Raw genomic sequence first — 26,402 nt, 5'->3', positions numbered from 1 at the left:
CGCTGCAAATTTGAGGGTTACCGCAAAAACGCCTGTCGGTATTCCCCAGGCGTCCCGCCCAAAACCTGCCGAAACCGGTTGGTGAAATGACTCGCACTGGCAAACCCGCACGCCAGTGCAATCTCTCCCAACGGTTGAGACGTTGAGCGCAATAACTCCCGCGCCCGGCTCAGCCTGCGCGCCAAAACATACTGATGCGGCGGCAAGCCAAAGCTTTCTCGAAACATCCGCGCAAAGTGGTATTCGGACAACGCGCACAACGCCGCCAATTGTCCCAGGCTGATGGCCTCGGCCAATTGAGTGTCGATGAACTCCACCAACTGCCGCCGCTGATGCGCCGCCAATCCACCCTTGAGGCGCAACCCCTCGCGCATGCCGACCTGACCGAGCAAGACGTGGCTGAGCATTTCATGGGCCAGGCTGCTGGTGAGCAGGCGTTCGCCGGGTTCGTCCCAGTTGAGTGTGAGCATGTGCCGAAAACGCCGGGCCTGCACCGGATCGTCGAGGAACGTGGCTTCGCGCAATTGCAGTTCGCGCGGTTCGCGGTCCAGCAGCGTGACGCAGCCGAGGGCGAATTGTTCGGGGCTGAAATACAGGTGGGCCAGGCGAATGTCGCCATTGATCACCCAGCCCGATTGATGCTCGGCCGGCAGAATACACAGCTTGTCCGGACCGCCCTTGGTGCCGGGCTGGTCGCGGCGAAATGTTCCGGTGCCGCCTGCGATGTAACAGGACAAGGTGTGATGGCTCGGAGCTTCGTAATCCTGGGCATCGTGATGGTTGTTCCACAAGGCTGCAGCCATGCCGTCACCGAGCTCAGCGCTGTGCTCAAGGCGAGCATTTGGCGAGCGGTTCAGGGCTTGAAAGACTTGCAGTGATTCCAGTGCGGGCATGATCGCTTCTCTCCAACGCCTTGCATCCTACTCCGTAGGCCTTGGCGTGCCAGCCTCCCGGCCGACAAAAGCGCAAGTTTATGCAAGTGCGAAAAAGTCTGGCGCAGGACACTGAACGCCTATTGAGGAGTGTTTGCCATGAACCTGTCGTTGTACTTGCTGACTGTGCTGATCTGGGGTACCACCTGGATTGCCCTGAAATGGCAGTTGGGGGTGGTGGCGATTCCGGTGTCGATCGTCTATCGCTTTGGCCTTGCGGCGTTGGTGCTGTTCGTGATGTTGCTGCTCAGTCGTCGCCTGCAAGTGATGAACCGTCGCGGACACCTGATCTGCCTGGCGCAGGGCTTGTGCCTGTTCTGCGTCAACTTCATGTGCTTCCTGACCGCCAGCCAGTGGATTCCCAGTGGCTTGGTCGCCGTGGTGTTTTCTACCGCGACCCTGTGGAATGCCTTGAATGCGCGGGTGTTCTTCGGTCAGAAAATCGCCCGTAACGTATTGATGGGCGGAGCGCTGGGGTTGTTCGGGTTGGGGCTGTTGTTCTGGCCTGAGCTGGCCGGCCATACCGCCAGCCCGCAAACCTTGCTCGGGCTGGGCCTGGCATTGCTCGGCACCCTGTGTTTCTCGGCCGGCAACATGCTGTCGAGTTTGCAGCAGAAAGCCGGTCTGAAACCGCTGACCACCAACGCCTGGGGCATGGCCTATGGCGCGGCGATGTTGTCGGTGTGGTGCCTGGTCAAAGGCATCCCGTTCGACATCGAATGGAGCGCGCGGTATGTCGGTTCGCTGCTGTACCTGGTGATCCCGGGCTCGGTGATCGGTTTCACCGCTTACCTGACACTGGTCGGGCGCATGGGGCCGGAGCGTGCGGCGTATTGCACCGTGCTTTTCCCGATCGTGGCGCTGAATGTGTCAGCGTTTGCCGAAGGCTACCAATGGACCGCGCCGGCATTGGTGGGGCTGGTGCTGGTGATGCTGGGCAACGTGCTGGTGTTTCGTAAACCCAAGGCACCGCTGGTGCAGGGCAACGGCAAGCTTGCTTGAAGGCTCGGGTCGAGCGCGAAGTTTCAGCGCTCGATCCTCACGGCGATAAATATTAACAATGGAAAGGTGAAATCAACGATATGCCGGGCCCAGTCCTTGGCGTTCCATACTGTTGATTGGTCCATGTTGAACCATTCGACGCCAATAACCTGCAGGCAGATGTAATAGACAAACAGGGCGATCATTAAACCGATGAGTGCAAACTTTTTTGCCTCGTGGAAGTCTTCGGCAGAGCCGTTTAGTTGTCGATAAAGGTGATAGGTGCCTATCAGGCAAAACCCTGTAAAGGTCACTTCCAGGGTCAGGATCAGCCAGTAGATCCGGTGGTGGAGCATGGGCGAAGTGATTGCCCTGTAGCTCAGTTTCAGGTTGTCCCGGATGGTGTCCATGCTCAGGACATGAGCGACGTATTCATAGTTGGATGCATAGTCGGTGAAGTTGCTGTACATCACCAGCAGGCCGAAAAAGCTTATATACATCATTAGCGTGACTTTGATGTATCTGATGAGTCTGTCAGTTGTCAGGTTGTTCAAAGTTAGTGCTCTCCCTCGCTGTTTTTCCGTTGGGTCGGATAAGTGGCGGGGAGTTTATAGCGGTTAACGTATTTAAAGTGGCGGCACTGAATTGCAAGTTGTGTAACTGCCGGGCAGACGTTTAAAAACATCTGCCCGTATTAATCAGCCTTTCCAGACTTGCGGGTTCACCAGGTCTTGCGGTTGCTCGCCCAACAAGGCGCTGCGCAGGTTGGCCAGGGCGCGGTTGGCCATGGCTTCGCGGGTTTCGTGGGTGGCGGAGCCGATGTGCGGCAATGTCACGGCGTTTTTCAGTTGGAACAATGGCGACTCGGCCAGCGGTTCCTTTTCGTAGACGTCGAGGCCGGCGCCGCGAATCCGGTTGTTTTGCAGCGCTTCGATCAATGCGGGTTCGTCCACGACCGGACCGCGGGCGATGTTGACCAGGATGGCGCTGGGTTTCATCAGTGCCAGTTCGCGGTGGCTGATCAGGTGTCGGGTTTTTTCGCTGAGCGGGACGACAAGGCAGACGAAATCGGCTTCGGCCAGGAGTTGGTCGAGTGTGCGGAACTGGGCGCCGAGTTCTTGTTCCAGTTCGGTCTTGCGGCTGTTGCCGCTGTAGATAATCGGCATGTTGAAGCCCAGTCGACCGCGACGGGCGATGGCGGCGCCGATGTTGCCCATGCCGACGATGCCGAGGGTTTTGCCGTGTACGTCGCAACCGAACAGGGGGGCGCCGACGGTGGCTTGCCATTGGCCGGCCTTGGTCCAGGCGTCCAGTTCGGCGACGCGGCGTGCGCTGCTCATGAGTAGGGTGAAGGCGAGGTCGGCGGTGCTTTCGGTGAGGACGTCGGGGGTGTTGGTGAGCATGATGCCGCGTTCGTTGAAGTAGGCGACGTCGTAGTTGTCGTAGCCGACCGAGACGCTGGAGACGACTTCGAGTTGGGTGGCGTTTTGGAGTTGTTCGCGTCCGAGTTTGCGGCCGACGCCGATGAGGCCGTGGGCGTGGGGCAGGGCTTCGTTGAATTGGGCGTTGATGTCGCCGTTTTTCGGGTTGGGGACGATGACGTTGAAGTCTTGTTTTAGGCGCTCGACCATTTCGGGGGTGACGCGGCTGAAGGCTAGGACGGTCTTTTTCATGAGGGGGCTCGTCGGGGCTTTTTTGAATGCTTGGCACGCTAGCATTCTTCTTCGCTTTTGTGCGAGTGGTTGGGGTTGTGTGCGTGGCGGCCTTTGGGCCGACCATGTTTTGGTTTGATTGGGTGTATATCCGTTGCTGCGGTAACGGCGGCTTAGGGTTTCGCCCTTACGGCGACTCACTTTTTTTGACAAACGCCTCAAAAAAAGTAAGCAAAAAAAAGGCTCGCCCCGGCGTCCGGCCCCTCGCTAGGGCTCGGTGTTCCTTCGCTCCGGCATTCATCTGGGGGCATCGCCTCCGGTCTGCTTCGCGACGACCTCCTCTCGATGTGTGCGGCTTCGCCGCACGGCGCTACGCGCCCACCCCCAGATGAACGCCTCCACTCAGCCTTCCGAAGGGGCGGGTAGATCAAAAGCCAGATCAAGATCAAGAGCTGCAGGCGAGCTACCGCTCGGCCTGTTGAGTGGTGAGGGGCGGGCGGTACACCCGATTTACTGTGGGAGCTGGCCTGCCAGCGATGGCGGCCCGCCAGCCGACCAATCTCTTCCTGCCGCCACTTGATCGTTCCCTACGCTCCGCGTGGGAATGCAGCCAGGGACGCTCCGCGTTCCGAAGGGGCGGGTGGATCAAGATCAAGAGCTGCAGGCGAGCTACCGCTCGGCCTGTTGAGTGGTGAGGAGCGAAGCGTGTACGCCGATCTATTGTGGGAGCTGGCTTGCCAGCGATGGCGGCCCGCCAGCCGACCAATCTCTTCCTGCCGCCACTTGATCGTTCCCTACGCTCCGCGTGGGAATGCAGCCAGGGACGCTCCGCGTTCCGAAGGGGCGGGTGGATCAAGATCAAGAGCTGCAGGCGAGCTACCGCTCGGCCTGTTGAGTGGTGAGGAGCGAAGCGTGTACGCCGATCTATTGTGGGAGCTGGCTTGCCAGCGATGGCGCCCCGCCAGCCGACCAGTCTCTTCCTGCCGCCACTTGATCGTTCCCTACGCTCCGCGTGGGAATGCAGCCAGGGACGCTCCGCGTTCCGAAGGGGCGGGTGGATCAAGATCAAGAGCTGCAGGCGAGCTACCGCTCGGCCTGTTGAGTGGTGAGGAGCGAAGCGTGTACGCCGATCTATTGTGGGAGCTGGCTTGCCAGCGATGGCGGCCCGCCAGCCGACCAATCTCTTCCTGCCGCCACTTGATCGTTCCCTACGCTCCGCGTGGGAATGCAGCCAGGGACGCTCTGCGTTCCGAAGGGGCGGGTGGATCAAGATCAAGAGCTGCAGGCGAGCTACCGCTCGGCCTGTTGAGTGGTGAGGAGCGAAGCGTGTACGCCGATCTATTGTGGGAGCTGGCTTGCCAGCGATGGCGGCCCGCCAGCCGACCAATCTCTTCCTGCCGCCACTTGATCGTTCCCTACGCTCCGCGTGGGAATGCAGCCAGGGACGCTCTGCGTTCCGATGGGGCGGGTGGATCAAGATCAAGAGCTGCAGGCGAGCTACAGCTCGGCCTGTTGAGTGGTGAGGGGCGGGCGGTACACCCGATTTACTGTGGGAGCTGGCCTGCCAGCGATGGCGGTGTGTCAGTCAGCATCAATGCTGGATGTCGGACCGCCATCGTCGGAACGCCGCCCGGAGCAGGCATGCTCCCACAAGGGATTAGCGGTTTAGCGCGGGTTTCGGCAGTTCGACGTTATCGAGCATTCGGTTCACCGCCAGTTCGGCCAGCATCACTATCTGCTGAATCGCCATCGCCGTGTGCCGATGCGGGCCTTCCAGATAGCCGGCGAAGTCACTGGCCATGACACTGGCCTGGGCCAGCGACTCGCAGGTGTGGGCCAGCAGGTCTTCGTCTTTGATATCCGGCGCAATCAGGAACATGGTGCTTGGTTTGCGGTTAGCAGGTGATTTGAGGGCGGCGGGTTTGAGGTAGTGATCCAGCGCGCGTTCGGCGGCGTCGTTGAATTTTTTGGAGTCGGCGGATTCGTAGGGGGAAACGTCGTCGGCTTCCGGGGGATTTGGAGTTTCTTTAATCATTGGCAAAGATCCTTAGAGTCGAGGAGCTGCCACTTTTCGTTTTCCAGACGAAGAGGTGGCAGCTGTACGCGGACTGGAAAAACCGAGAAAGGATCAAACCCGGCAGACCCGAAGGTCTCCCACGCACAGCCGCCATAACTCAAATTGCGGAGCTGAAAAAGCGCCGCATTATGTCATGTGCCGTGATCCTTATTCGGGTTTTCCAGACCCGATCGCTGAAAAGCCAGCGACCCACAAAGCCTACCCATTTCCCGTCTGACCCAACAACCGACAGAGTTCGTCGGAAACATCCCGCAAATTCACCGCGTCTGTAGGACCGTGAGATCAGTTCGCCAGCCGAGCCCCACTCAACGTCCCACTCAATTCATACGCCGCCAGTTCCGCTTGATGCGCCGCGAGGATTTCCGGCAACGAACCGCGCAGATACTCGACCCAGGTTTTGATCTTCGCATCCAGGTACTGCCGCGATGGGTAGATCGCGTACAGATTCAATTCCTGCGAGCGGTAGTTCGGCATTACCCGCACCAGTGTGCCGTTGCGCAGGCCTTCAATCGCCGCATACACCGGCAACACGCCCACTCCCATGCCGCTAGTGATGGCCGTTTTCATGGCGTCGGCCGAGTTCACCAGGAACGGTGAGCTGTTAATGGTAACCATCTCCTGGCCTTCAGGTCCGTCGAAGGTCCATTTCTCCAGGGGGATCACCGGGCTCACCAGGCGCAGGCACATGTGATTGAGCAAATCGCTGGGCTTTTGCGCGCAGCCGTTGGCTTTCACGTACGCCGGTGAGGCGCAGACGATGCTGTAGGTGATGCCCAGGCGCTGGGACACGAACCCCGAGTCCGGCAGTTCGCTGGCGAGCACGATGGACACGTCGTAGCCTTCATCGAGCAGGTCCGGCACGCGGTTGGCCATGGTCAGGTCGAAGGTCACGTCGGGATGGGTTTTGCGGTAGCGGGCGATGGCGTCGATCACGAAGTGCTGGCCGATGCCGGTCATGGTGTGCACTTTGAGCTGCCCGGCCGGGCGGGCGTGGGCGTCGCTGGCTTCGGCTTCGGCTTCTTCGACGTAGGCCAGGATCTGCTCGCAGCGCAACAGGTAGCGCTTGCCGGCCTCGGTCAGGGCGATGCGGCGGGTGGTGCGGTTGAGCAGGCGGGTTTGCAGATGGGCTTCCAGATTGGAGACCGCGCGCGAAACGTTGGCCGTGGTGGTGTCCAGTTGCACGGCCGCGGCAGTGAAGCTGCCGGCCTCGGCCACGTAACTGAAGGCGCGCATGTTTTGCAAAGTGTCCATGGGGTGCTCTCGGGTGCGATGGCAAATTGTGACACGAAGTTACGGGGGCGGTGACCCCGACCAACGGATTATCGCGTTAACGGTAACAAAGATTCACAGGATTCCCAGCTTATCGCCAACAAAGCCCACCCCTAGAATTGCGCAACCTCTGTAGGAGCTGTCGAGTGAAACGAGGCTGCGATCTTTTGACGTTGTTTTTAAAGACAGGATCAAAGGATCGCAGCCTCGTTTCACTCGACAGCTCCTACAGGGGATCAAATCTCACCTCAGGAATTTTCAGCAGTGCCGCGTCGCATCAGCAGAGCGCTTCAGACGCTCAGTGTTCTGGCTTTAACCCTGACCATCAGCGGCTGCATCGGAACCGGAGGTATTGCCCCGCAGGGCAAGGCACTGGAGGCCAATTCACTGGCCACCGACGAAGCTATCCAGAGCGCCGCGCAGGACGCTCACTGGCCCACCGCCCGATGGTGGCAGGCCTATGGCGACTCGCAACTCAACCACTGGATCGACCTCGCCGTGCAAGGCAGCCCGAGCATGGCCATGGCCGCCGCTCGTGTGCGTCAGGCCAAGGCCATGGCGGGTGTCGCCGAGTCTGCTGAATCATTGCAGATCAATGGCGAGTCGACTCTCAAGCGCCACCACTGGCCCACCGATCAGTTCTACGGGCCGGGCGAGTTGGCCAACACCACGACCTGGGACAACAACGCCGCGCTGGGCTTCAGCTATGTCCTTGACCTCTGGGGTCGCGAAAGCAACACCACCGAGCGCGCTGTGGACATGGCGCACATGAGCGCCGCCGAAGCGCGCCTGGCCCAGCTCGAATTGCAGAACAACATCGTGCGCTCCTACATCGAACTCTCGTTGCATTACGCACAACGGGACATCGTCGAGGCCACCCTGAAGCAGCAAGAGCAAATCCTCGACCTGGCACAGAAACGCCTGAATGGTGGCATCGGCACCCATTTCGAGGTCAGTAAGGCGCAGGCGCCACTGCCAGAAACCCACCGTCAGATTGACGCCCTGGACGAAGAAATCGCCCTGAGCCGCAATCAACTCGCCGCGTTGGCGGGCAAGGGGCCGGGGGAGGGCGCGCAGTTGCAACGCCCGACGTTGTCGTTGGCCGCGCCGCTGAAACTGCCGTCGTCGTTGCCCGCGCAATTGCTCGGTCAACGTCCGGATGTGGTCGCCAGTCGCTGGCAAGTGGCGGCTCAGGCTCGTGGGATTGACGTCGCTCATGCCGGTTTTTATCCCAACGTCGATCTGGTCGGCAGCCTTGGCTACATGGCCACCGGCGGCGGGGCGCTGGAGTTTTTGACCGGCAAGAAACTCAGCTACAGCGTCGGCCCAGCGATCTCGTTGCCGATTTTTGATGGCGGCCGTTTGCGTTCGGAACTGGGTGAAGCCTCGGCCGGGTTTGATATCGCTGTCGCCAAGTACAACCAGACCCTGGTCAATGCGCTGAAAAACATCTCGGACCAGTTGATCCGTCGCGAATCCATGGACAAGCAGCAAGCCTTCGCCGCCGAGTCGGTGGCGATGGCGCAGAAGACCTACGACATCGCGATGATCGCCTATCAACGCGGGCTCACTGATTACCTCAACGTGCTCAACGCTCAGACCTTGTTGTTCAAGCAGCAGCAAGTCCAGCAGCAGGTGCAGGCCGCTCGGTTGAGCGCCCATGCCGAACTGGTGACGGCGCTCGGCGGTGGACTGGGTGCGGGCGACGATGTGCCCAAGGACAGCCAGACCGTTGCTCCCAAAACCCCGATGCTTCTCAAGTGAACACAAAACCTGTGGGAGCGGGCTTGCCCGCGATGGCGGTGTGTCAGACGCCGTCAATGGTGGATGTGCTGACGCTATCGCGGGCAAGCCCGCTCCTACAGGATCTAGGTTGTAACCGAATATCAATGAGCAGGATTTCATGACCCCCTTGCCCGCACCTTTGCGCTGGCTGTACTCCCTTGAATGGCGCCGGGGTTTGTTCGACTGGGCACGCAGCGACGGCGTGACCTGGGTGTACATTTTCAAGGTGTTGTTCGCCGCGTTCCTGACGCTGTGGCTGGCCATGCGCCTGGAATTGCCGCAGCCGCGCACGGCGATGATCACCGTGTTCATCGTCATGCAGCCGCAAAGCGGCCAGGTGTTCGCCAAGAGTTTCTATCGTTTCCTCGGCACCCTGACCGGGTCGGCGGTGATGGTCGCGCTGATTGCCCTGTTTGCGCAGAACACTGAGCTGTTCCTCGGTTCGCTGGCGATCTGGGTCGGCATCTGCACGGCCGGCGCCGCGCGCTATCGCAACTTTCGCGCCTATGGTTTTGTGCTGGCCGGGTACACCGCCGCGATGGTCGGTCTGCCGGCGCTGGCGCACCCGGATGGCGCGTTCATGGCGGCGGTCTGGCGGGTGCTGGAAATCTCTCTGGGGATTCTCTGCGCCACGGTTGTCAGCGCCGCGATCCTGCCGCAAACCGCCAGCGCGGCGATGCGCAACGCGTTGTATCAACGCTTCGGCGTGTTCGCCTTGTTCGTCACCGATGGCTTGCGCGGTCGCAGTAAACCGGAGGCTTTTGAAGCGAGCAACGTACGCTTTATCGCCGAGGCCGTCGGGCTCGAAGGACTGCGCAGCGTCACCGTATTCGAAGACCCGCACATGCGTCGGCGCAATGGCCGGCTCAGTCGCTTGAACAGCGAATTCATGGGCATCACCACGCGGTTCAACGCCTTGCATCAATTGCTCGAGCGCTTGCGTGGAAGTGGCGCCGATCATGTGGTCGCGGCGATCAAGCCGGGGCTGCAGGACCTCGCCGAGTTACTCGACGGCTTCAGCGGTCGCGCCTTGACCAGCCCCGACGCCGCACGCCTGACGAACGCCTTGGCGAGCTATAAGGAAAACCTGCCGGCCCGGGTCCGCCGCCTGCGGGCGACGTTTCAGGAGAGCGAGCCAAGCGACGCCGAGCAGCTCGATTTCCACACCGCGTACGAGTTGCTCTATCGCTTCGTCGATGAGTTGCACAGTTATGCACAGACCCACGCTTCGCTGGCCGATCACAGCCATGCGCGTGAGCAATGGGACGAGCCGTTCACCCCGCAAACCAACTGGATGGCCTCGGCCGCGTCGGGCATTCGGGCGACGTTCATTCTGGTGGTGCTGGGCAGCTATTGGGTGGCGACGGCGTGGCCGAGCGGGGCGACCATGACCCTGATCGCCGCAGCCACCGTGGGCCTTTCAGCGGCAACGCCGAACCCCAAGCGCATGGCGTTTCAAATGGCATGCGGGACGTTTCTCGGGGCGCTGATCGGCTTCTTCGAGATGTTTTTCATCTTCCCGTTGATCGATGGTTTCCCACTGCTGTGCGTGATGCTCGCGCCAGTGATCGTGCTCGGGTCGTTCCTCACTTCACGGCCGCAATACGTCGGTGTCGGCCTCGGTTTGCTGATCTTCTTCAGCACCGGTTCGGTGCCGGACAATCTCACGGTCTACAACCCTTACGCGTTCATCAACGACTACATCGCCATGGTGATGGGCATGCTGGTGTGCGCGGCGGCCGGGGCGATCATCCTCCCGCCGAACAGCCGCTGGTTGTGGCGGCGACTGGAGCAGGACCTGCGCGGGCAAGTGGTGTACGCCATCAGCGGCAAACTCAAGGGTTTGGCGTCGGGTTTTGAGAGCAGTACGCGGGACTTGTTGCACCAGGCCTACGGTCTCGCGGCGGGACAGCCGCAGGTGCAGCGAAACCTGCTGCGCTGGATGTTCGTGGTGCTGGAAGTCGGTCACGCGATCATCGAGTTGCGCAAGGAGCAAGCGATCCTGCCGGTGCATCCGGCCTATGCCGAATCCCAGCCGTGGCGCCAGTCGATCCGCGTGATGGGGCGCTCGCTGGTGCGGCTGTTCCTGCAGCCGAGCCAGAGCAATCTGGAGCGCGGATTGATCGCGGTCGACCATGCGATCAGCCGCGTGCAAGCCACCGACGAGCCGTTCGCCCCGCACTTCGACACCTCGGCCTTGCGTCGGGTGAAGAGCTACCTGCACTTCATCCGCACCTCGCTGCTCGACCCGCAATCACCGCTCGCCGGCTACCTGAAGGCCAGCGCCACCGCCAAGCCCCAAGGACTTGAACATGCCTCGTGAAATCGCCTTCCACGGCGTGTACATGCCGACCATGACGCTGATGTTTTTCATCGCCGCGGCGCTGGCCTGGGCGCTGGACCGGTTCCTGTCGGGGTTCGACCTGTACCGCTTCTTCTGGCACCCGGCACTGTTGCGCCTGAGTCTGTTTACCTGTCTGTTCGGCGCCCTGGCGTTGACTGTCTATCACTGACTTTTTATCACTGAAGAAGGCCCTGATGAAAAAGCTTTTCAGCCTGCTCGCCACCCTGCTGGTACTGGCCCTCGCGCTATGGATCGGCCGGACCCTGTGGGTGCATTACATGAACACGCCGTGGACCCGCGACGGTCGGGTGCGCGCCGACATCATCAACGTCGCCGCCGACGTCACCGGTGAAGTGGTGGACGTTCCGGTGCGCGACAACCAACAGGTGAAGAAGGGCGATTTGCTGATGCAGATCGACCCCGAGCATTACCGCATCGCGGTCAAACAAGCGCAGGCGCTGGTGGCTTCACGCAAGTCGACGTGGGAGATGCGCAAAGTCAACGCCCATCGCCGCGCCGACATGGACGCCTTGGTGATCTCCAAGGAAAACCGCGACGACGCCAGTAACATCGCCGACTCGGCGCTGGCCGATTATCAGCACGCGCAGGCACAACTTGAAGCGGCCGAACTGAACCTCAAACGCACCGAAGTCCGCGCGGCGGTGGACGGTTACGTCACCAACCTGAACGTGCATCGCGGCGACTACGCGCGCATCGGCGAAGCGAAAATGGCCGTGGTCGATATGAACTCGTTCTGGGTGTATGGCTTCTTCGAAGAAACCAAACTGCCGCATGTGCGGGTGGGCGACAAGGCCGATATGCAGTTGATGAGCGGCGAAGTGTTGAAGGGGCATGTGGAGAGCATTTCACGCGGTATCTATGACCGCGATAACCCGGAAAGTCGCGAGCTGATTGCCGACGTGAACCCGACGTTCAACTGGGTGCGCCTGGCGCAGCGAGTACCGGTGCGGATTCACATTGATGAAGTACCGGAAGGGGTGCTGTTGGCGGCGGGGATCACGTGCACGGTGGTGGTTAACTAGACGTTGGGCCGAGTCGCCGCAATCGCGAGCAGGCTCGCTCCCACAGGCTTTTGTGGTGTTTGCAGAATCTGCGGCGGGCTCGATCAATGTGGGAGCGAGCCTGCTCGCGATCGGCGCGACGCGGTCTTACCCTTTGCAAAACGTCTCATGCAAATGCCGCCAAAGCACTTTGCCGTCGACCTGCTTCTCGAACACCACCGTCGAGCGTCGATCAGAATGCAGGCCGGTTGCATCGGTCTGCTGCTCGCGATAACTCACCACCGCGCCACTGTCGTAGAGCGCAATGCCGCGCAGCTCGCTGAGCTCAATCCTGAACCCGAGTTTCCTGCCGCCCGCCAGCATGAACAACTCGCTCAACGCCTCGAAATCCAGCACCCGGCCCAACGGTGAGATCATGGAAAATTGCGGCGAAAAACGCGTCAGCAGTTGTTCAAGCACAGACTCGTCCAGTTCCAGGGCCAACCATTTTTCGATAGCTATGTGGGCCTGGATGACTTCGTCAAAATATTCGCTGTAGTCGGTCATGTTTTTTCCAGAAATTTTGCTGCGTCTGGTTTGACGTCTTCGCGGGCAAGCCCTCCTACAGAGAGCGCCGCGAAACCTGTGGGAGCGAGCCTGCTCGCGATGGCGTCGACTCGGTTTAAAGTTGCCCCTTCAACCCAAACCGCTTCATCAATCCCGCCTCCAGCAACCCTTTGGGCAACAACCCGGCCAACAGCGGCAAGGCCCGGCTGCCATTGCCCAGGCGAATCAGGCGCGGCGGGTTGCTGTGTTGCACGGCCTTGAGTAAGCCTTCGGCAAATTCCCTGGCCGGCGTCGGTTTGTCCTGAGAGGCCTTGGCGCGTGCGCGAATGCCTTCACGCAGTGGAAACCACGGTGATTGTTCGGTGATCAATTGTTCAGCTTCATGGCCGGCATTCTTGGCGAAACTGGATTCGATGGCGCCCGGCTGGACCTCCATCACGCGAACCCCGAACGGCGCCAGTTCCATGCGCAACGCATCGCTCAATGCATGCACCGCTGCTTTAGAGGCGCAATACGCGCCGGCGAACGGGGTGACCAACACCCCGGAAACACTCCCGATGTTTACCACCAGGCCTTTGGCGCGGCGCAGCACCGGGAACATCGCCCGGGTCACGCCGACAATGGCAAAGACGTTGGTTTCAAACTGCCGCTGCATCGCCGGTACACCGCCGTCGAGCAAGGGACCCATGGCGCCGTAACCGGCGTTGTTGATCAGCACGTCAAGGCCGCCACGTTGTTGATTGATCTGCTCGCTCAGCTGTTCAAGCGCAGCGGCGTCGTTGACGTCCAGTTGCACGGCTGTGAAACCGGCAGCGGCCAGCGCCGCGACGTCATCAGCCTTGCGCGCACTGGCCCAGACTTCGTATCCGGCACTTTTGAACACATCGGCCAGGGCGCGGCCAATGCCGCTGGAACAACCGGTAATCAACGCAACAGGCATGGCGCGGTCCTTGTGCAATAGAAAAAAGGGAAGATTAGTCTGAGAAACTACCTTGCAAATGTTCGGCGCGAAACTCCAGGGTTTGCGGGCGATAACCGGGGCGTAGCGGCGGCAATGGCAGACAGTCTTCCCAATTGGCGCCAGCCTGCAGTTCGCCGGGGCCGCGATAGCGTGGGGCGGCGTATTGATTGTCGGCCAGGTTGACCGTATCGCCCGGGGCATAAGCGGCGATGCGCCAGCGAAGCTCGGTGAGCGGCACGTCGTTGCCGTTGTTCATTTTCAGTTGCAAGGGGCGGTCGGCCGGGCATTGCTCGGGGGCGTAGGTAATGCGCAGTTCAAGAGGCGCCAGTTGCTTGACCTCGCGGTTGTCCATCCAGATCACCCACGTGGCCACCAGGCCCAGCCCGATGGCGGCCGCCACAGAGACCGGCAACGCTTTGGCCGGATAGCGCAGCAACAGGATCAGCCAGGTAATGACCAGCAAGACGCCGATGAACATGTTTTAACGCTCCTTGAACTCATGACCACCATCCTACCGAAGGGCCGCGGGAATGGACATTCGCGGTTCAAGGGGCATCTACCGCTGGTCGCTACTGTAATTTCTGACAGTAGCCACGCCATCTCCGCGACGATTAGATGGCCATTGGCAAAAAAAGGACATCCAGGGCATGCCGGCCTCGACGATGGGAATGCACTACAACACACCCAAAGTGTCTGTCATTGATCCGCGAGGATTGCCCGTCTGTTCGGTTGATTATTGGCGTGAGGTTGAAAACATCTCCGCTCAGGCGCGATTCAATCGCACGCTCTACGATGCCGCGGGTTTCCCGATAAAGCAGTGGGACCCTCGGCTGTGGGAGTTACACAAGGACGACCCCGCGGTTCCCGCCAATCTCACGACACTGCATTCGCTGCTCGGCCATCCCGTTTGCACGAACAGTGTCGATGCCGGCTCGACAGTCAGTCTGTTTGGCCTGGCCGATCAGGTGCTGTTCAGCTGGGACAGTCGCGGGATACGACGCGAGGTTGAATACGACGACTTGCTTCGGCCCTTGGCGGTGTTCGAACACCTGGCCACCGAACCTCGACGTTGTGCTGAACGCATGGAATATGGTCGTGCCGAACCGAGCGCCCAGGATCGTAACCAATGCGGGCAATTGATTCGCCAGGATGGCCCGGGCGGGACCTCGCTGTTTGAGTCGTTCGCGATCACTGGCCCGTGCACAAGGCAGGTTCAACACTTCACGTTGGAGGCCGTTGCACCTGATTGGCCCGAGCCGATTGTCGAGCGTGAGGCATTGGTGGAGCCGGGTGAGGGCGCGATTTCGACGTGGCGCTACAGCCAGCAGGGTAACGTGCTGGAAATGGTCGATGCCCGGCAGAACACCCAGAGGTTTGACTTCACCGTTGATGGTCGGTTGCGCCAGAGCGAACTCAAACTGGCCGGCAAGCTCACGTGGCAAACGCTCGTCCGCGACATCGAGTACAACGCCCAGGGGAAGATCACTCACGAGGTGTCGGGTAAAAACATAAGCACCGCCCTAAAATATGGTCCTGAAGACGGTCGCCTGATGGAGCGGTGCACGCACGGCGAACACACCAACGTGCTGCAACATCTGGTCTACGCCTATGACCGCATGGGCAATGTTCTGAGTATCGAAGACAAGGCGCTGGCAGTGCGGTTTTTCAACAACCAGCGTATTGAGGCTGTCAGTCGTTTTATCTACGACAGCCTTGGCCGATTGATCGAATCGATTGGCTGGGAGGCGGGTGCTCCCAACCAAGGGCCGGCGTCGGTGGGGCGCAACGATCCAGCGGCGCTCAGTAACTACCGCCAGACCTACTGCTATGACAAGGGCGACAACTTGCTGAAGCTGACACACGTCGGCGCACAAAGCCCGGGGCGTCAGCTAGAAGCTGCCCGGCACAGCAATCGCTGTCTTCCCTGGCGCAACGGCGTGCGGCCGTCCGAGGACGACATCGCGGCGGCATTCGATGCCCGGGGTAATTTACTGGAGCTGGATCAGGGGCGGTTTTTGACGTGGGACCTGCGCAATCAATTGCACTCGGTCAGCCCGGTGGAACGCGCCTCACGCAATGACAGCGAATGTTATTTTTATGATGGCACTGGTCAGCGGGTGCGCAAGATTCGTTCATTGCAGACCAATGCCCGAACCGTGAAAGCCGAAGTGCGTTACCTGCCAGGGCTGGAACTGCGCACTGACAGTGGCACTGGAGAAGTGCTGCACGTCATCACCGCGCAGGCCGGACTCAATACGGTTCGGGTGTTGCACTGGGAAAGCGACCCACCGTCCGGGGTCAACGATCAATACCGGTACAGCCTGGTCGATCACCTGAAGTCCTGCACCATGGAACTGGCCGACGATGCACACATCATCAGCCAGGAAGTCTTCTATCCCTTCGGCGAAACTGCATGGTTTACCGGTTCGGACGTCGACTATAAAACCATTCGCTATTCGGGTAAGGAACGCGATGCGACGGGGCTCTATTACTACGGTTTCAGGTACTTCATATCGTGGTTGCAGCGTTGGCTCAGTCCCGATCCGGCAGGCAGTGTGGATGGTTTTAACTATTACGCAATGGTTGCAAACAGCCCGGTTACTTTCATGGATATTGACGGGTATGCCAAGGGAGATGCCAACGATGATGAAACAGAGGCAAGTAGAGTTTCGGTAAGAAGTAGGGCTGCCCTGTTTGGAGGGAGTAGCGTTGCCCCCGTAAATAATGGTCGCAACGTTACGGCAAAGCCGATAGGGAATGTTTTGTCTCCTGCTAATAAACCTGTCCTCCCCGCTGTGGCTGCAAAAAGTTCGCTCAAACAGGTGAGAGAAACAGGCGATACGCAGGAAAGAGATGCACGGGAAACCAGCGAAAACGTAATGCCGGGTGGCAGTGGACTATCCACAAGTGACGTTTCCATGAGTTTCAAAGAAGTGAAGGTTATGAGGAACAGAGAAGAAAAGAACCTGACACGATTGGTCGTGGTTTTTCACCGGCCATTTGATTTGGTCGAAGGAAAGAACGTGCCCAAATGGCCTGAAGGTCACGAAATAGTCCCTAGCCAAGACTGGATCAATAAAGAAGGTATTGAAGAGTATGGAAAATTCAATTCATTGACAGATGTCGAGCGTGAAAAAGCCATTTCTGCAATTAAAGCCAAAGATCCTGCAGCACTTAAAATCGGCTTGGGATCCCCGGTTTTTGCAATCAACAGTGAGGCAAAAATAATTACCCTTCAGGATGGGCATCATCGTTTCATCGCCGCTGCGAAAAGCGGTGGAACCGTCGAGCTTAATAAAGCACAGGGACCCACTTCAATGCTGAAGTGGAGGGATCTGAAATACAGTGGCAAAAGACCGCTGAAGGTCTGACTTATAAAAAAAAGTCCAACCGACTACGGATGGGGATCGCAGTCGGTCGGACGGGGGTTGCTTGTGTTACCGATCAATCACTGCGCGATGGTTTTCACCGACACGCCGCGTTCGACCGGGGTCGAGCGACCGTAGATATCTTCAAAGCGCTCGATATCGTCTTCACCCAGATAGCTGCCCGATTGCACTTCGATGATCTCGAGTGGAATCTTGCCCGGGTTGCGCAGACGGTGAACCGAAGCGATCGGGATGTAGGTCGACTGGTTTTCGCAGAGCAGGAACACGTTTTCGTCGCAGGTCACTTCAGCGGTGCCGCTGACCACGATCCAGTGTTCGGCGCGGTGGTGGTGCATTTGCAGCGACAGGCACGCGCCCGGTTTGACCGAGATGTGCTTGACCTGGAAGCGGCCGCCCATGTCGACCGAATCGTAGGAGCCCCACGGACGATAGACTTCGCAGTGGTTCTGGGTTTCGCTGCGGCCCTGCTCGTTGAGGGTGTTGACCATTTGTTTCACGCCTTGGACCGAGTCCTTGTGGGCGATCATCATGGCGTCCTTGGTTTCGACGACGACGATGTTTTCCAGGCCGATCACCGACACCAGTTTGCCGTTGCCGTGGATCATGCAGTTTTTGCTGTCCTGGATGACCACGTCGCCTTTGGTCACGTTGCCGTTGGCATCTTTTTCATTCACTTCCCACAGCGACGCCCAGCAACCGACATCGCTCCAGCCGGCGGTCAGTGGCACGACGCAGGCGCGCTGGGTTTTTTCCATCACCGAGTAGTCGATGGAATTGTCCGGGCAGCAGGCGAAGGTGGCTTCGTCGATGGTGATGGTGTCGGCATCCTGTTCGCTGCGCTCAAGGGTCAGCAGGCAGGTGTCGTAGATGTCCGGATCGTGCTTTTTCAGTTCTTCCAGGAAGCGGCTGGCGCGGAACAGGAACATGCCGCTGTTCCAGAAGTAGCCGCCGGACTGGACGAATTCGGTGGCGCGTTTGACGTCTGGTTTTTCGACGAAATGCGAGACACGGCTGACGCCTTCCGGCAGCAGCGAATCATTGGTCGACTTGATGTAGCCGTAACCGGTTTCCGGTTTGGTGGCCGGTACGCCGAACAGCACCATTTCGCCGTTTTCGGCAGCGACAGTGGCCAGGGCCAGGGCGCGTTGCAGGGCTTTCTGGTCTTCCAGCACGTGGTCGGCCGGCAGCACCAGCATCAACTCGTCACGGCCTTCATTGATCAGCATCATCGCGGTCAGGGCCACGGCCGGCGCGGTGTTGCGGCCAAACGGTTCCATCAGGATGCGCTGGGTTTCCAGCTTGCGGTTGGTCAGTTGCTCGTTGACGATGAAGCGGTGGTCCTTGTTGCAGACCACGATCGGGGTGTCCATGCCTTCGAACACCAAGCGTTCCAGGGTTTGCTGGAACAGTGTGTGCTCGCCAGTCAAGGCCAGGAATTGCTTAGGAAACTGTTTACGGGAAAGCGGCCAAAGACGTGAGCCACTACCACCTGACAAGATCACTGGAATCATGTTGTTACTCCTTGAAAATCGTATGGGTCAGAGCTACTGCGTTCTGTCGTTTCACTCTTGTTCTTATTCCGTGTCCCGACTGACACCTCTCTCCCGCAGGGAACAGTGTCAGTCGGGCAAAATGCTTAGCGCGTCGAGACCGGGCGTTTTACCCAGACTGGCGACAGGCTGCTGCCGCTGCCGGTGACGTACAGCACGGCGGCTTCACCGCGTTCCAGGGCAACCGGCTTCACGTCGCCGACTTTGGTCGCGCCGTCATACAGCGCCAGGCTGACTTTCACCGGGTTGATTTCACGCTCGCCACGGCTCTTGGCTGCAACGGAGGGAACCACTTCGGTCTTGCCGTCGGCAGTTTTCAGGGTCAGGGCCTTGTCGCTCAGGTTCTGCACGCGAACCAGGGATTTCTGCTTGTTCTTGAACTGCGGTTCTTCGATCAGTTGTGGCGCGCCGCTGGCGTTGTTGACCAGGGTGTAATAGTGATCGCCGGCCAGTTTCACCGGCAGGGTCTGGCTGCCGACCTTGGCGCTGTAGTCGCCGCCCGGCATGAAGCTGAAGTCGCTGCTGGACAACGGCGCGACATCGCTCAGGTTGGTGGTGCCGACGGTGGCGCTGACTTCAGCGTTACCGGCGTTGTAGATACGCACGAAGCTCGAACCTTTCGGTGCGGTCGGGCCGTAGAGTGCGGAGTCGCCACCGGCGAAAGCCTGCATGGACAGCACGCTCATGCCAGCAACCAGAGCAAGAGTCTTGGCGAGACGGCGAGGAGTAGTAGTGAAAGTCATGGTAGTACCTCTCTTTCAGTTTTGCGCCCGGTCGGGCGTCTCGGATTTAGTGTTTGCAGCCAGGTTTTGTTGGCGAACGCCAGCTTCTTTGAGCTCTGCGACCCACTGCGGGTCGGCGTCACCGATTTCGTTGTTCACAGGCAGATAACGTTCAGGAAACTCCCAGATCAGCACCTGAGGCGGGCTGTTCTTGAAAGCGTCGCTTTTCAGATAGCTGAGCATCGGCAGAATCGGGCCGTGGCCGTCTTCGGCGTAATTGACCACGTCGCTGTGCAGCGCTTGTTTCAGCGCACCGACGAAGTTCCAGTTAGGGTTGGCGCTGTAGCTGGTGCCGATCAGGGCCACCGGCACGTCGGTGTTGGCAAACAGCGCATCGTCGCCGGCAGGCTGTGCATCAACTGCAACGGTGTTGCGTTTTTGCAGCGGTTCTTGCGCCGGCATCATGTTTTCGAACAACGGATCCAGTGGCAGGAACAAGCGCAGGTCGCCCTTATGCGTCACGTTCTCCGCAGGTGTCGTCACGAAATTTTGCGGCTCGCCGTTGAGCGGGGCTTTTTCGGTAATCGTTTTGGCCAGGGTCTCGGCGGCGATTTGCGCGCCTTGCGGGGTCCAGTGGGTGTCGGTGCGCAGGAACACTTGCTGACCATCCAGCTTGGCTCTGAGCATCGGGCCAAAGAGGTCGGGCGCGAGGATCTTGTCGGCTGCCACACGAGCGTGGAAGTCTTCATAGAGGTTGGCGTGGATGCTCGAAGGCTTCACTTCACCCAGGTGTTCCGGGTACAGGCGAGTCTTGGCCGGCACAATCGCCATGACCAGTTTCACGCCCTTGGCTTTCAGTTCCTGGCGCACGCCTTCTACGAGTGCGTAGTTGCCTTGCAGGTTCAACTCTTCGTTGACGATCGGGTTGAATTCTTCATCGCTGTACAACCACTGATCGCGACCGAGCACAACGCCCGGACGACCTTCGTTGAACAGTTTGAAATCCAGTGCGGCCCAGAGGTTGGTGCCAAGACGCTTGATCGGGAACTCGGCGTCGTAGTGAGTCTCGACGGCTTTGGTCCAGCGACCGTTGAGCACAGTGGTTTCGGCGGAAGTATTGAAGCCGAAGAAACTGCGCGTGGACCACACGCCCAGCACCAGCAATGTCAACAGGAACAGGGCGATGTAGAGGATGCGTAATGAGCGGGTCATGGTCAGATCCCTCAGAACTGGAAGTAAAGGAACGGCGAGAAGCTTTGCGCCGAGAGTTTGAAAATCGAAGCGATGAACAGCACCAGTACCAGCGTGCGCATCACGTAGCGTGACCAGTCCGCGGTCCAGTAGGCCGGTTGCACAGTCGCTTCAACACCGACGGTGTAGCCAGGCTCGTGGATGCTCGCCGGGTTCTCGCCCGGTGCCGCTTTGATCATTCCAGGTGTCGCGGTGGCCGGGCCGTCGGCCTCGACGTTCACAACAGGCTTGGTCTTCTCAGGCGGCCGATTGGTGTAGAAATCACGGATGCCGAAGAACGCCAGGGTCACGTACGCCACCACCAGGGTTGCGACTTGCAGACCGGTGAGGCTGGCCTGGTTGAGTTCCGACAGCGACCATTCGCCGAAGCTGAACATCGCGCCGTACATGCGACCGGCAACGTGCAGGTTTTCCGAGCGGAAGATCACCCAGCCCATTACCACGAGCAGGAACGTCAGTGCCCAGCGGATGGGGTTGATGCTGCGCGGCGAAGTGTTCAGGCCCAGGGCCTTCTCGATCGCCAGCCACATGCCGTGCCACGCACCCCAGACGATGTAGGTGATGTTCGCGCCGTGCCACAGACCACCGAGAAGCATGGTCAGGAACAGGTTGCGATAGGTCATCAGCGTGCCTTTGCGATTGCCGCCCAGCGTGATGTACAGGTAGTCACGCAACCAGGTGGACAGGCTGATGTGCCAGCGACGCCAGAACTCGGTAATCGACTGGCTGATGTACGGCTGCTTGAAGTTTTCCATGAAGCGGAAACCCATCATCAAGCCCAGGCCGATGGCCATGTCGCTGTAACCGGAGAAGTCGAAATACAGCTGCGCGGTGTAGGCCAGCGCGCCGAGCCAGGCATCGCCCGTGGTCGGGTGTTGCAAGGCGAAGCAATGGTCAGCCACCACCGCGAGGGTGTCGGCGATGAAGACCTTCTTGATGAAACCCTGCATGAACCGCGTGCAGCCCTCGGAGAACTTGTCGAGGGTGTGGGTGCGGTTGTTGAACTGGTCGGCGAGGTCGCGGAAACGCAGGACCGGGCCGGCGATCAGGTGCGGGAAGATCGCCACGAAAGCGGCAAAGTCGATCAGGTTGCGAGTGGCCGGGGTGTCGCCACGGTAAACGTCGATGATGTAGCTGATGGACTCGAAGATGTAGAACGAGATCCCGATCGGCAACAGCACATGGGTCAGGATGAACGGCGACAGACCGACCGAAGTCATCATCGCGTTGATGCTGTCGACGCCGAAGTTGGCGTACTTGAAGTAGCCCAGGATGCACAAGTCGACTGCCACGCCGAGCAGCAGCCAGCGTTGGGCCGGTTTGGTCCGAACGCCCGCGGCACCGACTTTGAGGCCGATCCAGTAGTTCCACAGCGTGACGGCGGCGAACAGCGCAAGGAAGTCCACGCGCCACCAGGCATAGAACACATAGCTGGCGATCAGCAGCAGCAGGTTGCGATAGCGTATTCCGCTCAGATAGTACAAGCCGAGAAAGATCGGCAAGAACAAAAACAGGAATACGTTGGATGAAAATACCATCCCGATCTCTCCGTGTTTAACCAACAGTCAAGGGCCGCAGCCCCCCCAAACCCCCCACCGAAATCCGGAGGGCGTAACACACAAAACTCAAACTTGACGCTGAACCTGTGGGAGCGGGCTTGCCCGCGATAGCGGTGGGTCAGTCGACATCAATGTTGAATGTCAGACCGCCATCGCGGGCAAGCCCACTCCCACAGGTTTTGTATTTTTCCTAGGAACCTTTGTTGCCTTTTTCATTGGCCGGGTCGTAGACCTTGGTCAAGTCACCCCCGAGGCGGAAGGTCTTGAACGGCTGCATCTTGTGCTTCTGTTCCAGCACATCGGCCGGGCAGGTGTAGAGCGTGCAGAACGGTTCGAGCCAGGCAAATTTCGAGTCGATCTTGAGATCGGTCATGTCCTGTTCCTTGCCGTTTTTCTTCTCGAATTCGTCCGGGTCTTTAACCCCGGCCAGCACTCGATCACCCAAGCGTTTCAATGCGCCATTGTTTTCCTGACGCAAGTCCACACCGTTGACCTGGGCGAAACTGGCGATCATCGCCAGCGGCGGCAAGGCATAGTTGTGATAGGCGAGGGCGCGTTGCTGACGCTTGAGTTCGTTGGGCAGGAAACCTTGGGCGTCGATTTGATTGGCGCCGACCTTGAATTCCTTCACCGACCAGTCGAACAGGTCTCGGCGGTTGGTGGCGACCGAAGTTGCCATCACCGACCAGGCAGCCCAGTACGAGTGGTTGTTGGTTTTATCCAGCGGCAGGTTGTCCCAGTCGCTGACCACCTGATCGGCCATTTTGCTGAACCAGGCTTCGATCAACTGAGACTCTTGCTGATGAGTCTCCAACGGATGCGAGTCGGAGAACTTCAGGCGAATGTACGCAGACGCCATGCTGCCCAACGCCCACTTGCGCATGGATTTGCCGGTGTGGTTGAAGTCCTTGGACATCAACGCGTCGGCCTTGGCCCAGGACGTCAGCCAGTTCAGTGTGCATTCGAGCTGTTCCGGGCGACCGTCACGCATGAACTGCATTACGCGCTTGCTGGTGCCGCGCTCCAGTTTGGTGATGTCGGCGGTGCTGTCGCGGAAGGCTTTTTCCGAGACCTCGTTCAGGGTCGAACGGGCCTTGTCGGAGCCTTCGTACTTGCTGCGAAATTGCAGCGAGCCGGTGTACGGCGTCGGCATGGCATCACAGCCTTCGCTCTTGTCGCCGGTTTTGACTTTTTCAATCGGCGCGAAGTAACCCTGTGGCGGACGCAGCGGCGCGGCGGCCTGAGTGGCGCCGGCAAACATCGCCAGTGTCAGCAGGGACGGCGCGAGTAATTTTTTCAAAGTTCGGGTTTGCATATGGACCTCATTGCCCAACCTGAGCGGTACGCTGCCCAGTGCCAGGGAACACGTTGCGTTTGCAGATTTTCGTTTCGACTTTCTGTGGCGCGGTACCTGCTTCAGGGCCCTGGACTTCGATGGCCAGCAGATTCTGCGAGGCCCAGTCATCGTCCGTGCGCAACTCAAAGGCGAAACGCCCGTCGGTGTCGGAGGTTTCCGGTTTTTCGATTTTGATGTCCTCGTGGCGACCGTTCATGTACCAGAGGGTGGCTTGCAGCTTTTTCACCGATGGATCGGCGAAACGGATATCAACCTGGTGACCGCTGTTTTGCAGGTTCAGGTTCGTGCTGTTGACCAACAATTCGTTCTTGCCCGGTTTCAATGTGGTGCTGGCGGTCATCTGTGCATCCTTTCCTTCGCAACCGTTGTCCAGCAGCGCCATCATCTGGCGGTAGATGGTTTCCTGGTCAAGGCGATAGAGCGGCGAGAATTCCCAGATCAGAATCTTGGGTGGCTTGGTCTGGAACTCTTCGCTGCCCAGGTACTGCAGCATCGAACCTTCCAGGCCACCGCCGGGGAACGCCACGTTGAGGATGTCGGCGCCGATGGCCTCTTCGAGGAAACCGGCGAAGTTGTAGTTCTTGCCACTGTGGCTGGTGCCGACCAGGGTGATCTCCGGATTTCCGGAGTCTCCGAACAGGTCGCCATCCGCTGCTTCACCCTTTGGCTCGGTGGTGAATTGATCCATGTACTGGATCGCGTAGCTAGTGCCACAGAGTTGACCGGCCATGTTGTGTAACGTTCCGGTCTTGCCCATGCGACCCGACCTGTGGCTCTCGAATTCGCGTTTTGGAATGCCCGCAAATTCAGGCATTTGCTTGATTTTCTCGCCGACGATTTTTGCCGTGCGTTGGGCGCCATACGGCGTCCAGTGCTGGTCGCCGCGGAAGTAGAAGTCGTGGGCGGGCAAGGTGTCAGGCAGCGACTCGTTGGTCAGCGGCGACAGGTCCGGCACCACGTAGCCCATGGCGGCGAAACGCCCCAGCATGGTCTTGTAGTTCTTCAGGGCCTTGTCGAAATCGTATTTGGCTTTTTCTTCCGGGTTCAGTTTGTTGCGGTTCACCAAGCCACGCGTGGGTTGATAAACAACAACGAGTTCCACGCCTTTGCTCTTGAACGCATCGTGCAGTTCTTTCATGCGTTTGTAGCCGGCGGGGGAGGTGTCGAACTCGGTGCGCAAGTCTTCTTGAGTACGGAACAGCCAATCGCCCTGCGCCTGCACCAGCGTGGTGAAGTTCTGCTGGTAACGCGTGGTGTAGTTTTTCGCGTCGTGGGCTTCAGGGCACAGGTTGCAGCACGGTTCTGCGCTGAACTTCGGTGCCTGGACGTCTTCGGCGCGAACACCGCCACTGGCCGCGAGAATGCCGGCGGTCAGGGCCGACAGGCTGAGTAATTTGATCAAGTGTGAGTGCATAAAATTATCCTCAGTCCCGCATTTCAGTCTGGCGTTCGACAGGGTCGATCAGCACGGCTTTCTGCTGGCGCACCAGCAGGTCGAGAATTTCATCCTGACGCTCGCCGAGAATCCCGTTGAAGCTGATGCCGCTGGATTTGGTCGGTGCGAGCATGGACACGCGATACAACTCGACGCTCAGCGGCGAGTCGATGGACAGCGGGCCACTGCCGTTGCCGGCCAGTTCGCCGCCGACGATGATCAACGACACCTGGGCGTCGAACGGATCGAGCTTGATGTCGCGGTCGGTGTCGCTCAGGTCTTTGATGTGGCCGTAGACGCCGGTCAGGCCGTTGGCCATCGACAGGTTTTCGTAGAGGCGGATGTTCACGCTGTTACGAACCCGGATGCCGTGGCGACGGTTGCTGATCACCTTGTTGCCCCACAGCAGATTGTCGGCACTCTCGTAGAGGGTGATGCCGTCTGTGTGGTTCTTGTAGATCTCGTTGTAGGCGATCAGGTTGTTGACGCTGTTACGGTCGATCACCAGGCCCGAGAGCTTGTTGTCGTAGCTGCGGTTGTTGAAGATGAAGCTGTCGTTGACCTCACGGGAAATGATGATCCCGTGCTTCTTCTTCGTGCCGTGCACCGTGTTGTCGGCAATGATCAGACCGTGGGAACGGTCATGCGGGTCAATGCCGTAGACGATGTTGTCCTTGTAGGTGTTGCCCTTGACCACGAAGTCGCGGGTTTCGTAGCAGTAGAAGCCGTACCACATGTCCGAGAACTCGGAACCGACGATCCAGCCAGTCGGCTCGGGACGCTTGAGCACCTTGGCCATGTTCGGCGTGTACTGGGAAATACTCACGCCGTAGGACTTACTGTTGGCGTAACCGAAACTGGCGATCTTGCTGTTGGCGATGTAGGTCTCGGTGCCGCCCCAGGACAGCAGGAACGGACGGAATTCCTTGGGCGAATTGAACGTCGCCGGACCATTGTCCTTCTCGCGCCAGCCAGTGATTTTGGTGTCGCGCACAAACAGCTGGCCGTCGTTGACCAGGAACGAACCGGCCTCTTGGGACAGGCGCAACTCCTGGGTCTGTTTGTCGATTTCGAGGATGCCGTGACGGCCGACCACGATCGGCAATTTCGCCAGGAACACGCCCGGGGACGTTTCGCTGAAGTACTGTTTAGGCAGCTTCTTCGTCAGGTCCTTGAGGTTCATGTAGCCGTCGTCGATAAAGATCGCCTGCGGGATGCCGTGCTGACGCACCACCCACTCGGCCATCTTGTTGTCGCCACCGATGAAGTCCTTCAAGGTGTCTTCTTGCATCATCCGGCGCACGCTGATCTTGCCGGCCTTGGTGCGCACGATTTTCTTGGCGATCGCTTCGGCGGTGTAGCCGGAAGTGTCCGGCAGTGTCGGTTTAGCCAGCTCCAGCGGCGCGGTTGGCGCGCTGCTGACGGTATAGGTCCTGGCCTGTTGCAGACCTTTGGCCGTTGTGGCCGGTTTCACCACCGGTTCGACGGTGGCGAAGGCTGCGGCGCTGGCCAGCAGCATTGCGCCGGCCAGTAGCGTCAGCGAACCTCGCTTTGCACTGTTCATGTCGGG

General features: G+C 59.4%; 21 protein-coding genes. 6 read left to right on the top strand and 15 right to left on the bottom strand.

Annotated features, from left to right (window positions below; all coding sequences use genetic code 11):
- Positions 1–17: 17 nt before the first annotated feature.
- Positions 18–893, bottom strand: coding sequence for a helix-turn-helix domain-containing protein (locus tag BLQ41_RS30200; RefSeq protein WP_090188228.1), 876 nt, complete (start codon positions 891–893; stop codon positions 18–20).
- A gap of 138 nt (positions 894–1,031) precedes the next feature.
- Here BLQ41_RS30200 and BLQ41_RS30195 point away from each other — a divergent pair, with 138 nt between their 5' ends.
- Positions 1,032–1,934, top strand: coding sequence for a DMT family transporter (locus BLQ41_RS30195; RefSeq protein WP_090188225.1), 903 nt, complete (start codon positions 1,032–1,034; stop codon positions 1,932–1,934).
- A gap of 23 nt (positions 1,935–1,957) precedes the next feature.
- Here the strand turns inward: BLQ41_RS30195 and BLQ41_RS30190 are convergent, their stop codons facing one another.
- The 4 genes from BLQ41_RS30190 to BLQ41_RS30175 form a co-directional block, all read right to left on the bottom strand.
- The gene (locus BLQ41_RS30190) at positions 1,958–2,467 is read right to left on the bottom strand and encodes a DUF2165 domain-containing protein (RefSeq protein ID WP_090188222.1); all 510 of its coding nucleotides are present in this window, start codon (positions 2,465–2,467) and stop codon (positions 1,958–1,960) included.
- 144 nt (positions 2,468–2,611) lie between these two features.
- Positions 2,612–3,586, bottom strand: coding sequence for a 2-hydroxyacid dehydrogenase (locus tag BLQ41_RS30185; protein WP_090188220.1), 975 nt, complete (start codon positions 3,584–3,586; stop codon positions 2,612–2,614).
- Between the two features lie 1,636 nt (positions 3,587–5,222).
- Positions 5,223–5,600: a DUF6124 family protein gene (locus tag BLQ41_RS30180; RefSeq protein ID WP_090188217.1), complete on the bottom strand. Its 378-nt coding sequence runs from the start codon at positions 5,598–5,600 to the stop codon at positions 5,223–5,225.
- Between the two features lie 324 nt (positions 5,601–5,924).
- Entirely contained in the window at positions 5,925–6,893 is a 969-nt protein-coding gene (locus BLQ41_RS30175; RefSeq protein ID WP_090188214.1) for a LysR family transcriptional regulator, read from the bottom strand.
- 282 nt (positions 6,894–7,175) lie between these two features.
- On the opposite strand from BLQ41_RS30175, the gene BLQ41_RS30170 reads away from it, so the two are divergent.
- From BLQ41_RS30170 to BLQ41_RS30155, 4 genes are all read left to right on the top strand, one after another.
- Positions 7,176–8,675: an efflux transporter outer membrane subunit gene (locus BLQ41_RS30170; RefSeq protein ID WP_090188211.1), complete on the top strand. Its 1,500-nt coding sequence runs from the start codon at positions 7,176–7,178 to the stop codon at positions 8,673–8,675.
- A gap of 139 nt (positions 8,676–8,814) precedes the next feature.
- Entirely contained in the window at positions 8,815–11,019 is a 2,205-nt protein-coding gene (locus BLQ41_RS30165) for an FUSC family protein (RefSeq protein ID WP_090188209.1), read from the top strand.
- The gene (locus BLQ41_RS30160; RefSeq protein WP_008153498.1) at positions 11,009–11,209 is read left to right on the top strand and encodes a DUF1656 domain-containing protein; all 201 of its coding nucleotides are present in this window, start codon (positions 11,009–11,011) and stop codon (positions 11,207–11,209) included. The genes BLQ41_RS30165 and BLQ41_RS30160 overlap by 11 nt, the downstream gene beginning before the upstream one ends.
- Positions 11,210–11,234: 25 nt before the next feature.
- Entirely contained in the window at positions 11,235–12,083 is an 849-nt protein-coding gene (locus tag BLQ41_RS30155; protein WP_090188206.1) for an efflux RND transporter periplasmic adaptor subunit, read from the top strand.
- Positions 12,084–12,209: 126 nt separating this feature from the next.
- Here BLQ41_RS30155 and BLQ41_RS30150 read toward each other — a convergent pair whose 3' ends face one another.
- From BLQ41_RS30150 to BLQ41_RS30140, 3 genes are all read right to left on the bottom strand, one after another.
- The gene (locus BLQ41_RS30150; protein ID WP_090188204.1) at positions 12,210–12,608 is read right to left on the bottom strand and encodes a DUF4440 domain-containing protein; all 399 of its coding nucleotides are present in this window, start codon (positions 12,606–12,608) and stop codon (positions 12,210–12,212) included.
- A 115-nt stretch (positions 12,609–12,723) separates the two neighbouring features.
- Positions 12,724–13,548, bottom strand: a complete 825-nt coding sequence (locus tag BLQ41_RS30145) for an SDR family oxidoreductase (RefSeq protein WP_090188201.1) — start codon at positions 13,546–13,548, stop codon at positions 12,724–12,726.
- Positions 13,549–13,582: 34 nt separating this feature from the next.
- Positions 13,583–14,047 (bottom strand): multidrug transporter, encoded by a 465-nt coding sequence (locus BLQ41_RS30140; RefSeq protein ID WP_090188198.1) that lies wholly within the window; start codon positions 14,045–14,047, stop codon positions 13,583–13,585.
- A gap of 169 nt (positions 14,048–14,216) precedes the next feature.
- Here BLQ41_RS30140 and BLQ41_RS30135 point away from each other — a divergent pair, with 169 nt between their 5' ends.
- The gene (locus tag BLQ41_RS30135) at positions 14,217–16,940 is read left to right on the top strand and encodes an RHS repeat domain-containing protein (RefSeq protein ID WP_090188195.1); all 2,724 of its coding nucleotides are present in this window, start codon (positions 14,217–14,219) and stop codon (positions 16,938–16,940) included.
- A 77-nt stretch (positions 16,941–17,017) separates the two neighbouring features.
- Here BLQ41_RS30135 and BLQ41_RS30130 read toward each other — a convergent pair whose 3' ends face one another.
- From BLQ41_RS30130 to algG, 7 genes are all read right to left on the bottom strand, one after another.
- On the bottom strand, positions 17,018–18,469 hold the full coding sequence (locus tag BLQ41_RS30130) for a mannose-1-phosphate guanylyltransferase/mannose-6-phosphate isomerase (protein ID WP_090188192.1): 1,452 nt from the start codon (positions 18,467–18,469) through the stop codon (positions 17,018–17,020).
- A 125-nt stretch (positions 18,470–18,594) separates the two neighbouring features.
- Positions 18,595–19,251, bottom strand: a complete 657-nt coding sequence (locus tag BLQ41_RS30125; RefSeq protein WP_090188188.1) for an alginate O-acetyltransferase AlgF — start codon at positions 19,249–19,251, stop codon at positions 18,595–18,597.
- 15 nt (positions 19,252–19,266) lie between these two features.
- Entirely contained in the window at positions 19,267–20,442 is a 1,176-nt protein-coding gene (locus BLQ41_RS30120; RefSeq protein WP_090188185.1) for an alginate O-acetyltransferase, read from the bottom strand.
- An 11-nt stretch (positions 20,443–20,453) separates the two neighbouring features.
- Complete coding sequence (locus tag BLQ41_RS30115) at positions 20,454–22,019, bottom strand: MBOAT family O-acyltransferase (protein ID WP_090188182.1); 1,566 nt, start codon at positions 22,017–22,019, stop codon at positions 20,454–20,456.
- Between the two features lie 211 nt (positions 22,020–22,230).
- Positions 22,231–23,355, bottom strand: a complete 1,125-nt coding sequence (locus tag BLQ41_RS30110; protein WP_090188177.1) for a mannuronate-specific alginate lyase — start codon at positions 23,353–23,355, stop codon at positions 22,231–22,233.
- A gap of 7 nt (positions 23,356–23,362) precedes the next feature.
- Entirely contained in the window at positions 23,363–24,811 is a 1,449-nt protein-coding gene (locus BLQ41_RS30105; RefSeq protein ID WP_090188175.1) for an alginate O-acetyltransferase, read from the bottom strand.
- A gap of 10 nt (positions 24,812–24,821) precedes the next feature.
- Positions 24,822–26,396: a mannuronan 5-epimerase AlgG gene (gene algG / locus BLQ41_RS30100; protein WP_090188172.1), complete on the bottom strand. Its 1,575-nt coding sequence runs from the start codon at positions 26,394–26,396 to the stop codon at positions 24,822–24,824.
- Between the last annotated feature and the right edge of the window lie 6 nt (positions 26,397–26,402).

The sequence above is a fragment of the Pseudomonas arsenicoxydans genome (genome assembly GCF_900103875.1).
GTDB lineage: Bacteria > Pseudomonadota > Gammaproteobacteria > Pseudomonadales > Pseudomonadaceae > Aquipseudomonas > Aquipseudomonas arsenicoxydans.
The sequence above is the reverse complement of the archived record's forward strand: the minus strand, read 5'-3'. Positions and strand labels throughout refer to the sequence as shown.